Origin of the sequence: uncultured Flavobacterium sp., from assembly GCF_963975005.1 — a bacterium.
Taxonomy (GTDB): Bacteria; Bacteroidota; Bacteroidia; order Flavobacteriales; family Flavobacteriaceae; genus Flavobacterium.
Genome location: NZ_CAXBFR010000002.1, coordinates 24,917 through 37,734 on the forward strand (window position 1 = coordinate 24,917; position 12,818 = coordinate 37,734).

The 12,818-nt window shown below is 30.3% G+C and carries 9 protein-coding genes and 1 riboswitch; of the genes, 8 read left to right on the forward strand and 1 reads right to left on the reverse strand.

Going from position 1 to position 12,818, the window contains the following annotated elements; genetic code table 11:
* The first annotated feature begins 19 nt into the window (after nucleotides 1-19).
* Nucleotides 20-2,734 (forward strand): carboxypeptidase regulatory-like domain-containing protein, encoded by a 2,715-nt coding sequence (locus tag AACZ53_RS00570; protein ID WP_339833468.1) that lies wholly within the window; start codon nucleotides 20-22, stop codon nucleotides 2,732-2,734.
* 114 nt (nucleotides 2,735-2,848) lie between these two features.
* On the opposite strand, the gene metK is transcribed toward AACZ53_RS00570, so the two are convergent.
* On the reverse strand, nucleotides 2,849-4,135 hold the full coding sequence (metK, locus tag AACZ53_RS00575) for a methionine adenosyltransferase (protein ID WP_339833471.1): 1,287 nt from the start codon (nucleotides 4,133-4,135) through the stop codon (nucleotides 2,849-2,851).
* Nucleotides 4,136-4,390: 255 nt separating this feature from the next.
* Between metK and AACZ53_RS00580 the strand changes: the two genes are divergently transcribed.
* The 7 genes from AACZ53_RS00580 (at nucleotide 4,391) to AACZ53_RS00610 (ending at nucleotide 12,777) form a co-directional block, all read left to right on the forward strand.
* Nucleotides 4,391-5,290 (forward strand): choice-of-anchor J domain-containing protein, encoded by a 900-nt coding sequence (locus AACZ53_RS00580; RefSeq protein ID WP_339833473.1) that lies wholly within the window; start codon nucleotides 4,391-4,393, stop codon nucleotides 5,288-5,290.
* 355 nt (nucleotides 5,291-5,645) lie between these two features.
* Nucleotides 5,646-6,473 (forward strand): serine O-acetyltransferase EpsC, encoded by an 828-nt coding sequence (gene epsC / locus AACZ53_RS00585; protein WP_339833476.1) that lies wholly within the window; start codon nucleotides 5,646-5,648, stop codon nucleotides 6,471-6,473.
* 21 nt (nucleotides 6,474-6,494) lie between these two features.
* Nucleotides 6,495-7,406 (forward strand): cysteine synthase A, encoded by a 912-nt coding sequence (gene cysK / locus AACZ53_RS00590; protein ID WP_339833479.1) that lies wholly within the window; start codon nucleotides 6,495-6,497, stop codon nucleotides 7,404-7,406.
* 569 nt (nucleotides 7,407-7,975) lie between these two features.
* On the forward strand, nucleotides 7,976-9,268 hold the full coding sequence (locus AACZ53_RS00595; protein WP_339833482.1) for a PLP-dependent transferase: 1,293 nt from the start codon (nucleotides 7,976-7,978) through the stop codon (nucleotides 9,266-9,268).
* Nucleotides 9,269-9,354: 86 nt separating this feature from the next.
* Complete coding sequence (locus AACZ53_RS00600) at nucleotides 9,355-10,350, forward strand: alpha/beta fold hydrolase (protein ID WP_339833485.1); 996 nt, start codon at nucleotides 9,355-9,357, stop codon at nucleotides 10,348-10,350.
* Nucleotides 10,337-11,437, forward strand: coding sequence for an aspartate kinase (locus tag AACZ53_RS00605; protein WP_339833487.1), 1,101 nt, complete (start codon nucleotides 10,337-10,339; stop codon nucleotides 11,435-11,437). Before AACZ53_RS00600 ends, AACZ53_RS00605 begins: the two co-directional genes overlap by 14 nt.
* Before the next feature lie 158 nt (nucleotides 11,438-11,595).
* Nucleotides 11,596-11,724: riboswitch (SAM riboswitch) on the forward strand.
* 63 nt (nucleotides 11,725-11,787) lie between these two features.
* The gene (locus tag AACZ53_RS00610; protein WP_339833489.1) at nucleotides 11,788-12,777 is read left to right on the forward strand and encodes a homocysteine S-methyltransferase family protein; all 990 of its coding nucleotides are present in this window, start codon (nucleotides 11,788-11,790) and stop codon (nucleotides 12,775-12,777) included.
* The last annotated feature ends 41 nt before the right edge of the window (nucleotides 12,778-12,818 follow it).

The window sequence follows — 12,818 nt, forward strand, 5'->3', positions numbered from 1 at the left end:
ACAAACTAAAATAAATTTGATGAAAAAAATACTTTTCATTTTGACAATGGCACTTTCAATGAGTGCCATTTCTCAAAACATTCGATTTGAGGGTACTGTTAAAGATACTACTGGGGTTGCTTTAGAAATGGCTAATGTTATGGCAATTAACAATACTACAAAAGCTATGGATGCCTATGCAATTACTAATGATGCTGGAAAATACCAACTTAACCTTAATGCCAACACGCCATATACTTTAAAGATTAGTTATATTGGTTATAATTCACAAGAAAAGCAAGTAACAACTACTGATAAAACTATGAATTACAACATAGTCTTAAAAGAAGGAAACATGCTAAAAGAAGTAGAATTAGTCTATGTAATGCCAGTTTCGATTTCTGGAGATACAATTATATATAATTCAGATTCTTTTACGAATGGTACTGAACGTAAGCTTGAAGATGTTTTGAAAAAGTTACCAGGAGTAGAAGTTGATGCAGATGGAAATATAACTGTTGAAGGTAAATCTGTTCAAAAGATAATGGTAGAAGGAAAAGACTTTTTTGATGGTGATACAAAAATTGCTACTAAAAACATTCCAGCAAATGCTTTAGATAAAATTCAAGTTTTAAGAAATTATAACGAAGTTACTAATCTAAAAGGGTTAGAAAATAACGAAGAAAACGTAGCCATAAATATCAAATTAAAAGAAGGTAAAAAGAACTTTTGGTTTGGTGATATAACCGCTGGAGCAGGTGCTTGGGATACAGAAGAGAGGTATTTAATAAATCCAAAATTATTTTATTATAATCCTAAATTTAGTGTCAACATAATTAGTAATTTCAATAACATTGGAGAACTGCCTTTAACAACCAGAGATTATTTCAAATTTACTGGTGGATTTAAAAACATGATGCGAAAAGGGGGTTCAAATTTTAACATTTCTTCAAATGATTTAGGAATTGGAAACTTAAACAACAACCAAGCTTTAAATATTGATACAAAATTTGGAGCCGCTAATTTTAGCTATAATCCTTCAAAAGCTCTAACATTTAGTGGTTTCGGAATTGTTTTAGGAAATAAAACAGCTACTAAAAATTTATCAATAACAGATAGACCAAATGAAAATGGTTTAGAAGATGAAACTAGAACAGATTTGTCTAATCAAACTACAACCCAAACTTTATTGAAACTAAGTACAAGTTATGTTCCTTCAGATAAATTGCATATAGACTATGATGCTTTGATAAAATTTTCAGACCAAGTTGAAAATCAAAATTCTAATTCTAATGTAATTGGAAATATTGATACTAATAAAAAACAAAATCCAGTTTCATTAAATCAGAATTTCAATTATTATTATACCTTAGATAGTAAAAACGTTTTAGCTTTTGAAACGCAGCATTTATATCAAGAAGAAGATCCTTTTTACAATGCTATTTTAGCTAATAATCCTTTTCCTGTTATTGCCTTTGATACACAAACAACAACTTCGCCTTATAACATCAATCAAAACAGATTTATAAAAACTAATAAAATTGATATAAAAGGTGATTATTATTATATGCTTACACCAAAAAGTAACATTAATGTAACTATTGGAAACACGTATTCTTATCAAAACTTTAATTCAGAGATTTTACAAATATTAGATAACCAATCTGTAAAAGAAGATATAAATACATCTACAAGTATTGACACAAAAAACGATGTAAATTTTGCATTTAATGACACTTTTGTTGGCTTGCATTATAAATTTATTACAGGAAAATTCACATTTACTCCAGGATTTAGCGTTCACAACTATCTTACAAAAGATACACAATTAGGGTCCTCAAACTCAATGAATTTTAATAGATTTCTGCCAGATGTCTATGCGATGTATCAAATTAAAAAATCGGAAACATTAACATATGAGTTTAAATTACAAAATAATTTTACTGATATTACAAGGCTTGCAGAAGGTTATGTTTTTTCTAATTATAACAGTTTATTTAGTGGAAATCGCAATTTGGAAAATTCACTTTCTCAATCACATAGTTTGCGTTACTTTAAATATAACATGTTTAATTTCGAAAATATTTTCGGCTTCTTAACGTATACCAAACAAGTAGATGCTATAAAAAGTAAAGCCTTATTAAACGGAATATTTCAAACATCAACTTCTGTTAACATACCTTCAAACTTTGCAGATGAAACAATTTCTGGAGCATTTAATTATGGACGTTCTTTTGCAAAGTATTACAAGGCTTCAGCAGGATTTAGCATGAATTGGAGTAAAAACAATAATATTAGAATTTTTGATTCAAACACAGAAAGAATTCAGTCAACAGAAGCATTCACACAAAGTTATAATATTAAGTTTTCTACTAATTATAAAACGCTTCCAAATTTATCTTTAGGTTATGCTTACACTATAAATGATAATTCATCAGATGTTTTTTATACAGATAGTCCAACACTTGGGTTAGAATATTTCTTTTTAGATGCATTTTCTTTCGTTTCAGATTACACGTTTAATCACAATACAAATAAATCAAAAACAGTTGATAACGAATATGATTTTTTAAGTGCAAGTTTAATTTATCAAAAGAAAGACAGCAAATGGGAATATAAATTAGCGGGAACAAATATTTTAAACACAGAATCTTTAAATACCAATAGTTTTGGTCAATTAGGAGGAATTAGTAATTTTTCGAGCTATTTTGTGCAACCAAGATATATTATATTAAGTTTGAAGTATAATTTATAAAAATTAATATTTAATTCATAAAAAAAGCCTGATTCTATTTTGAATCAGGCTTTTTTTATGAAATCTATAAGTCTATTATCTTGCATCTTTCAGCGAAGCGGTCTTGTATCTTTCTTACAATCCAAATGCAGCTTTAACTTGATCAACGAAATCTAATTTCTCCCAAGTAAACAATTCAACTGTAACAGTTTTTGGTTCACCATTTGGCAAGCTAAAGGTTTTGGTTACAGTTTCAGGAGTTCTTCCCATATGGCCATAAGCAGCTGTTTCGCTATATATTGGATTTCTTAATTTTAAACGTTGTTCAATAAAGTAAGGACGCATATCAAAAATAGATTCCACAATTTTGCTAATTGCTCCATCAGTCATATCAACTTTTGAAGTTCCGTATGTATTAACATTTATTGATGTTGGTTTTGCAACACCAATTGCATAAGACACCTGAACTAAAATTTCTTCACATAAACCAGCGGCAACTAAATTTTTAGCAATATGTCTTGTTGCATAAGCAGCAGAACGGTCAACTTTACTTGGATCTTTTCCAGAAAAAGCACCACCACCATGAGCTCCTTTTCCACCATAAGTATCAACGATAATTTTTCTTCCTGTTAAGCCAGTGTCACCATGAGGTCCACCAATTACAAAAACTCCAGTTGGGTTAATGTGATACGTAATATCATCATTAAATAAATGAGCGTATTGAGGATATTTAGCTTTAATTCTAGGAATCAAAATTGAAACTAAATCACTTTTAATTTTAACCAACATTTCATCATTGGCAGCATCTTTATCTGCTCTTGAACTAGATTTTGGTTTAACAAAGTCATCATGTTGTGTAGAGATAACGATAGCATCAATTCTAACAGGTTTGTTGTCATCCGAATATTCCAAAGTAACTTGAGATTTTGCATCTGGTCGTAAATAAGTAATCTCAGAATTTTCTCTTCTTAAATTAGCCAACTCAATTAATAAAGCATGAGATAAATCTAATGCTAAAGGCATGTAGTTCTCCGTTTCATTAGTTGCGTAACCAAACATCATTCCTTGGTCACCAGCACCTTGTTCTTCTTTATTAGCTCTGTCAACACCTTGGTTAATATCAGAAGATTGTTCGTGAATAGCAGAAAGCACACCACAAGAGTCAGCTTCAAACATGTATTCACTTTTTGTATATCCAATTTTTCGGATTACTTCTCTTGCAATTTGTTGAACATCAAGGTAAGTGTTCGATTTTACTTCACCAGCCAAAATTACTTGACCTGTAGTTACCAAAGTTTCACAAGCTACTTTCGATTCTGGATCAAATGCTAAAAAATTATCAATTAATGCATCACTAATTTGATCTGCTACTTTGTCTGGATGTCCTTCACTAACAGATTCAGACGTAAATAAATATGCCATATTATAAATTATTTTATATTAATATGGAAAAATAAGAAAGATATATTCGTAGGTAATACTAAAGGAGAGTTTCTGCTTTAGCATTTTTTTAACGAGGTTGCAATCAGTCAAATTTTTCCTCTTTTTTTTGATAATGCAAAGATATAAATGTTTTGTGTAACTGAGCAAATTAATTGTTAAAAAAGGTTTAAAAAGTATTTTCTGCTAGAAATTTATTACTTTTATTATCTTATTAATCAATCTAAACCAATAATTATGAAAAAAAAATTACTTTATCTAGCCCTGTTGTTAACAGGGCTTTCAAATGCTCAAAACCTAGTTACTGAAGGGTTTGATAACTATACGAACTTATCTACTGCAGGATGGCTTGCAACTAATCAGAGTTCTCCACTTGGTGCTTCAACATGGGCTCAAGGTGGTGGAACCGCATTTTCAACTGGTGGGCAAGCAGGTGGAACTACTTCCTTTGCTTTGTGTAATTACAATAGTACTACTGGTGCAGGTACTATTAGTAATTGGTTAATTACACCAGTTTTAAATTTGCAAAATGGTGATTTAGTTACTTTTTATTCCAGAAAAGGTGGAGATGGAACGGGAACTATTTATGCAGATAGATTAGAAATGAGATTAAACTCTACCGATACTACTGTTGGAGGTAATCCCTCAGGAGCAACAGGAGTAGGTGCTTTTACAACAGTTGCAGTTTCAATAAATCCTAACTTAACGACTACAGATTATCCTTTTACATGGACACAATACTCTTACACTGTTTCTGGGTTAACTGGCGTAGTAGCTTGTAAAATTGGATTTAGATACTTTGTTACTAGTGGAGGTCCTTCTGGAAATAATTCAGATATTATTGCAATCGACACTTTTTCTGTAGACAGACCAGTAGCAAGTACTCAATCATTCTTTGCAAATAATTTTTCTATTTACCCAAATCCAACAAACAACGTTTTAAATTTATCAGTTAAAAATGGTTTAGCTGTAAACGAAATTACTGTGGTAGATATTAATGGAAGAACTGTCAAAACAATTACTAACTCATTAGATTCTGAAATGGAAATAAATGTTTCAGATTTAACTTCTGGAGTTTACATGTTAAACGTTAAAACGGATGAAGGTATAGCAACATCTAAGTTTATTAAGAACTAATAATTTTTATATACTTTTAAAGTAAGGTCAGATTAAGTTCTAACCTTTTTTATTTGACTTAAGTCTCTAAATAGATAATAAAACTATTTAATAAGTAAAAAGAAGTTAAAATTTCTGAAATGAGAAAATAAAGTTAAATTTTTAGAAAATAATTCTTTATTAAGGATTAGGTAATACCTTTGTAGTATTAAAATTAAAAAATGAATTTAATTGTTTGTAATATTTGTTATAAGATGTGGAAATTTCCGCAGAGGATTTCTATTGCATCATTTTAAATCTTTAAAATATATCAAATGAAACCTCTGCTATTGTAGGGGTTTTTTGTTTTAAAAATAAGTTGATTAAATCGATTAATATGGAAAGTAAAAATAATATAAGTCAAGTGTTGTTTGATAAAAATAACGCTGAAAAAACACCCCCAATAATTAAAAAGAAAATTGAAAACTGGGTAGAGGATTTATTTGCTTGGTTATTTTATGGACACGGTCAATGTGAAACTGTTGAAGTATTTAGAATAAAAGAAAATGAATTGAATCTAGATTTACGTTTATTTTTTTCTCAAGTTGGTTTTTTAAATGAAATTGAGTTGGCTGATTCATTTTTTGAAGATTTATTAAACATTCATCAAGATTTATTGGCTGATTTAGACGCAATCCTTGAATTTGACCCAGCGGCAAAATCAAAAGATGAGGTTTTGTTAGCTTATCCGGGTTTTTTTGCAATTGCGATTTATAGAATGGCGAATAATCTTTGGAATAAAAAAGTAAAGGTTTTACCAAGGGTAATTTCAGAATACGCTCATGGTAAAACAGGTATCGATATTCATCCAGGTGCGAGTATTGGAAAACGTTTTTTTATTGATCACGGAACCGGAATTGTAATTGGGGAAACTGCTATAATAGGTAATGAAGTTAAAATTTATCAAGGAGTAACTTTAGGTGCTTTAAGTGTAAGTAAAGATAAAGCAGAAGTAAAAAGACATCCTACAATAGAAGACAATGTAATCATTTATGCAAATGCAACAATTTTAGGTGGAAATACAGTCATAGGAAGAGATTCAATAATTGGAGGAAATGTCTGGATAACGGATTCCATTCAAAAGCAAACTTTGGTGTATCACAAAAGTGAAATTAGTGTAAAATCAAAGAATAATTTTCCTGAACCTATCAATTTTAGCATATAATAAATTAAAAATAATATAGTTATGAAAGTAGAAAATATTTTAAAAACAATTGGAAAAACTCCAGTAGTAAAGATTAATAAACTGTTTGGTTCAAATAAAAATGTTTGGATTAAATTAGAAAAAGCAAATCCAGGAGGGAGTATCAAAGATCGTATTGCTTTAAGTATGATAGAAGATGCTGAAGCAAAAGGAATTTTGAATAAAGACAGTGTAATTATTGAGCCAACTTCTGGAAATACTGGAATTGGCTTAGCTTTAGTTGCTGCTGTAAAAGGCTATAAAGTGATTTTGGTAATGCCAGAATCAATGAGTATAGAAAGAAGAAAATTAATGGAAGTTTATGGAGCTAAATTCGAATTAACTCCTCGTGAAAAAGGAATGAAAGGGGCAATCGAAAAAGCAGCTGAATTAGTGCAAGAAATTCCAAACGCTTGGTCTCCTTCACAATTTGAAAATCCTGCAAATATTGAAGTTCACAAAAAAACTACAGCAGTTGAAATTATAGAAGACTTTCCAGAAGGGATAGATTATATTATTACTGGAGTTGGAACGGGTGGACATATTACTGGAGTTGCCGAAATTGTAAAAAAGAAATTTCCTAACGTAAAAATTATTGCAGTTGAACCAGAATTGTCTCCTGTTTTAAGTGGAGGAGTTCCTGGTCCACATCCATTACAAGGAATTGGTGCAGGTTTTGTGCCGGAAAATTATCATGCTAAACTAATTGACGAAGTTATAACTGTTACAAAAGAAGATGCTTTTGAGTTTGCAAAACAAATTGCTTTACAAGAAGGCGTCTTTGTTGGTATTTCTACAGGTGCTTCCTTAGCAGCTGTAGCAAAAAAGTTAGAATCGTTACCTGAAGATGCTATTATTTTAACTTTTAACTATGATACTGGTGAACGTTATTTATCTGTTGAAGGATTATATTAATTAATAAAAACAGCTATTTTAGTTTTTTATTATAAATATGTTTCTTTTTGTAGATTTTTTTTCTAAAAAATAACAAATAATAAAATTAAAACAGAAAAATAAACTATTTTGTTTTTTAGTTACAGAAAAATAATTTAGGTTTGCAAAGTAATAATAACAAGATGAAAAGAATAATGTGTAATATGTGTTGTATGATGTGGAAACTTCCGCAGAGCACTTCTATTGCATAATTTTAAATTTTAAAATATATCCAATGAAACCTCTGCAAACAGCAGAGGTTTTTTTTTATTCTGAATTTGCTTGTGCTGATTTTATATCACTATTTCAGAATCTTTTCAAAAACAATAATTAATAATAACTAAAAATAATAATAAAATGAAAGTAATAGCTAATAAAATGATGATGATTTGTTGTATGATGTGCATGTGCGCAACACCAAGCTATTACCATAAACGAACAACATAAAAAGAATCTATTTCTATTATAAAGTCCCTTTGGTAATTAACTAAAGGGACTTTTTCTATTTAAAAATCTTAATACTTAATACTAATATCTTAATACTAAAAAAAATGAGTACACAAAAATTTGCAACAAACGCATTACACGCAGGACATGACGTAACTAAAAATGCAGGAACTAGAGCTGTTCCTATTTATCAAACAACATCTTATGTGTTTAACAATTCAGACCACGCAGCTAATTTATTTGGTTTAGCAGAAGCTGGATTTATTTACACAAGACTAAATAATCCAACAAATGACATTTTAGAGCAACGATTAGCAGCTTTAGAAGGAGGAATTGGAGCAGTAGTAACAGCTTCTGGAACAGCTGCAATTGCAACAACATTGTTAGTTCTATTAAAAGCTGGAGATCATATAGTAGCCTCAAATAGTTTGTATGGAGGAACTTATAATTTATTGAAAGTAACTTTGCCAAGATTGGGAATTACAACCACATTTGTAGATCCGTCTAATCCAGAGAATTTCACCAATGCAGCACAAGAAAACACAAGAGCCTTCTTTGTAGAGAGTTTAGGAAATCCAAAATTAGACGTACTTGATTTGGGAGCTATTTCAAAAGAAGCAAAAGCTTTCAAAGTTCCTTTTATTGTTGATAATACAGTAGCTACACCTTATTTATTAAATCCTATTCAATATGGAGCTGATATCGTAATTCATTCACTTACCAAATATATTACAGGAAATGGAACTTCACTTGGAGGTGTAATTATAGATGCAGGAAATTTTGATTGGAGTAACGGAAAGTTTCCTGAATTTACTGAACCTTCAGCTGGTTATCACGGATTAAAATATTATGAAGCACTTGGAGCGGCCTCATTTATTGCAAAAGTTCGCGTTGAAGGACTTCGTGATTTTGGAGCAGCATTAAGCCCATTCAATGCTTTTCAAACGATTCAAGGATTAGAAACATTGGAAATTCGAATCAAAAAACATTCAGAAAACGCATTGGCTTTAGCTAAATGGTTAGAAAGTCAAGAGCAAGTCACTTGGGTAAATTATCCTGGATTAGAATCTTCAAAATATAAAACTTTAGCCGACAAATATTTACCGGAAGGGAAAAGCGGTATCGTAACATTTGGATTAAAAGGTGGATTTGAAGCAGCCAAAAAAGTAGCAGATGAAACCAAACTATTTTCATTATTAGCCAATATTGGTGATACAAAATCACTTATCATTCATCCTGCAAGTACAACACACCAACAATTATCTGATGCAGAACAAGAATCAACAGGTGTTACAAAAGACTTAATTCGTTTGTCAGTAGGATTAGAAGATATTGAAGATTTAAAAGCCGATTTAAAAGCGGTTTTTGTTTCACTTCCAGTAGAAAAATTAGTTTAATTTTTAAAAAAGCTGTCTTTGTTTAATGGTTACTTAGACAGCTTTATGATAAATGATTTTCTTATAAAAATAAAAATAAAAATAAAATGCTAGAAAAAATAGATGTTTTCGATTTTAATTTGGAGAATGGAAAACATAAAAAACACATTTCGTTATTCTATCAAACATTTGGGCAAACTATAGGTTCTGCTCCAATAGTTGTGATAAATCATGCTTTGACAGGAAACTCAAATGTGACTGGAAAAGAGGGTTGGTGGAATGATTTAATTGGCAAAAATAAAACAATAGATACTAATTTCTATACGGTTGTTGCATTCAATATTCCAGGAAATGGTTTTGATGAAAATCCTGAAAATTTAATTGAAAACTATCAAGATTTTACAGCAAAAGACATCGCTAGAATTTTTTTGGAAGGACTTTTTTACCTTCAAATAAATGAAATTTTCGCATTAATTGGAGGAAGTCTTGGTGGTGGAATTGCATGGGAAATGGCCAATTTACAACCCAATAAAATTCAAAATCTAATTCCAATTGCAACCGATTGGAAAGCTACGGATTGGGTGATTGCAAATATTTTAGTGCAAGACAAACTTTTAAATAATTCAGACAATCCAATTGCTGATGCACGAATTCATGCGATGCTTTTATACAGAACACCCGAATCGTTAAAGCATAAATTCAAAAGAGAGAAAAAGTTGGATTCAGATTTATTTCAAATCGAAAACTGGTTAACCAATCATGGAGAAAAATTAAAAAACAGATTCAAATTATCTTCCTATAAATTGATGAATCATTTGCTAAAAACAATTGATATCAATAAAGATACAGGTGACTTTACTAAAGTAATAAATAGGATTTCGGCTTCCATTCATATAGTTTCTGTGGATACGGATTTGTTTTTTATAGCAAAAGAAAATAGAGAAACTTACGAGGAATTAAAAGGTGTAAAATCAAATATTTTTTATCACGAAATAAAATCGATTCACGGTCACGATGCATTTTTAATTGAATTTGAACAATTGAATGCTATTTTAAAACCCATTTTTAACAAACAAAAACAACAAAAATATGTCAACGCTTAAAATAAATGTAATTCTTTTTGGAATTGGAAATGTAGGAAGCACATTAGTAAACCAAGTAATTGAGAGTCAAAAATTCTTTCTCGACAAACGAAATATAGAGTTGAGGTTTCCAATTATTACCAATTCAACTCTAGCTTTTTTTGAAAAAGAAGGTTTAACAAATGAATGGGAAGCTAATTTTGAACAAACTGCAATTCCTTTCAAAGTAGAAGATATTATTGAATATGTTCAAGAACAACAATTAGAAAATTTAATCGCTATTGATGCTACGGCAAGTTTAGAAATTATTAAAAACTATATTCCTTTAGTCCAAAACGGATTTAATATTGTTGCTGCCAATAAAAAAGCCAACACTTTAGCCTATGATTTTTATAAAGAGTTAAGGGAAAATCTAGCTATTTTTGATAAAACATTTTTATATGAAACTAATGTTGGTGCAGGTTTGCCTGTGGTTCAAACGGTAAGTGATTTATATTTTTCGGGTGAAGAAATAACCAAAATTAGAGGTGTTTTTTCAGGTTCATTGAGTTATATTTTTAATAGATTTTCAGCAGAAGAAATCTCTTTTTCTAAAGTTTTAGCAGAAGCAGAAAACAAAGGTTACACCGAACCTGATTCTAGAGAAGATTTATCAGGAAATGATGTAGCAAGAAAATTATTGGTTTTAGCCAGAGAAATAGGATTTGATTTTGAATTTTCCGACATTCAAATTACATCATTATTATTGCCTAATTTAAATGAGAAACATTCAAAAGGAGATTATGCTATCAATAAATCATTCTTTGATAAACCTTTTGAAGTAGCTAAAATAGCCCAAGCCAAAAATCATGTACTTCGTTATGTTGGTGAATTTGATGTAAAATCAAAAAAGTTAGAAGTGAAATTAGTCTCTGTTCCTGAAAGTTCGGCTTTAGGACAGTTAAAAGGTGCGGATAATTTAATCGAGATTTATTCCAAATCGTATGGAGAAATCCCAATCGTTATTCAAGGTGCTGGAGCAGGAAAAGAAGTTACTGCAAGAGGTGTTTTGAATGATGTATTAAAAATTGCTGAAAAAATAAAAAGTAAAGAATTTATTTTGAACTAAAAGAATCTTGCTTATGCTGTTTTTGGTATATAATAATCTAATTTAAATCAATTAAATAGAATTTTTATCTAAATTTAAATTTTTAAAAAGGTTAATTTAGAAAATATTTCATAAGTTGGAATTTAGTTCTATCTTTGCCTTGTTCATAAACATAATGATTGTTATCACGAAAGCTGGAGAGATTAGACTCAATGAAAGCTTGGCAACCTCTTATTCCTTTAATGAGAAAGGTGCTACATTCTATTTTTATGCTGAATTTATTTCAGTATCTGTTAAATCAGATAGTAAAAAGCAGATAACTCAACGAAATTCTTTCCAGTTTCTTGATGACAATTTATAAGTAATACGATATGTCAAAAATACAAGAAGCTATAAAAGAAAGAATCCTAGTCCTTGATGGAGCAATGGGAACGATGTTACAACGCAATAATTTTTCAGAAGAAGATTTTCGCGGGTCACGTTTCAAAGATTTTCCACATCCTTTAAAAGGGAATAACGATTTACTTTCCATAACACAACCCGAAGCTGTAAAGCAAGTCCACCGTTTGTATTTTCAAGCTGGTGCTGATATTGTTGAAACCAATACATTTTCAGGCACAACTATCGGAATGGCTGATTATCATTTAGAAGACATAGTTTATGAATTAAATTATGAATCAGCTAAAATTGCAAGAGAAGTTGCAGATGAATTCACAGATAGACCAAGATTCGTAGCAGGTTCAATTGGACCAACAAACAGAACAGCATCAATGTCTCCAGATGTAAATGATCCAGGCTTTAGAGCTGTAACTTTTGATGATTTAAGAGTTGCGTACAAACAACAAGTTGAAGCTCTAATTGATGGTGGATGTGATGTTTTATTAGTAGAAACAATATTCGATACATTAAATGCAAAAGCAGCTCTTTTTGCTATTGAAGAAGTCAAAGAAGAAAGAAATATCGATATTCCAATTATGGTTTCAGGGACAATTACAGATGCTTCTGGAAGAACATTATCTGGTCAAACAGTCGAAGCTTTCTTGATTTCAATTTCACACATTCCATTATTAAGTATCGGATTTAATTGTGCTTTAGGTGCTGACCAATTAAAACCTTATTTAAAACGTTTAGCTCATAATACACAATTGAATATTTCAGCTCATCCAAATGCTGGTTTGCCGAATGCTTTCGGACAATATGATCAAACTCCAGAGGAAATGCAGGTTTTAATTCGGGAATATTTACAAGATAATTTAGTAAATATCATTGGTGGTTGTTGTGGTACAACTCCAGAACACATCAAACTAATTGCCGAAGTCGCACATGAATTTAAACCAAGAGGAATAACCGTAGAAGTCTGATTACAATGAAAAATAAAATAGTAGAAACAAAAAAAGGATTA

Excerpts from the sequence above, each read along its gene's own strand:
- AACZ53_RS00605 (WP_339833487.1), top strand. The coding sequence starts at position 10,337 with ATGTCAACGCTTAAAATAAATGTAATTCTTTTTGGAATTGGAAATGTA.
- cysK (WP_339833479.1), top strand. The coding sequence starts at position 6,495 with ATGAAAGTAGAAAATATTTTAAAAACAATTGGAAAAACTCCAGTAGTA.
- epsC (WP_339833476.1), top strand. The coding sequence starts at position 5,646 with ATGGAAAGTAAAAATAATATAAGTCAAGTGTTGTTTGATAAAAATAAC.
- AACZ53_RS00610 (WP_339833489.1), top strand. The coding sequence starts at position 11,788 with ATGTCAAAAATACAAGAAGCTATAAAAGAAAGAATCCTAGTCCTTGAT.
- AACZ53_RS00595 (WP_339833482.1), top strand. The coding sequence starts at position 7,976 with ATGAGTACACAAAAATTTGCAACAAACGCATTACACGCAGGACATGAC.
- AACZ53_RS00570 (WP_339833468.1), top strand. The coding sequence starts at position 20 with ATGAAAAAAATACTTTTCATTTTGACAATGGCACTTTCAATGAGTGCC.
- metK (WP_339833471.1), bottom strand. The coding sequence starts at position 4,135 with ATGGCATATTTATTTACGTCTGAATCTGTTAGTGAAGGACATCCAGAC.
- AACZ53_RS00600 (WP_339833485.1), top strand. The coding sequence starts at position 9,355 with ATGCTAGAAAAAATAGATGTTTTCGATTTTAATTTGGAGAATGGAAAA.
- AACZ53_RS00580 (WP_339833473.1), top strand. The coding sequence starts at position 4,391 with ATGAAAAAAAAATTACTTTATCTAGCCCTGTTGTTAACAGGGCTTTCA.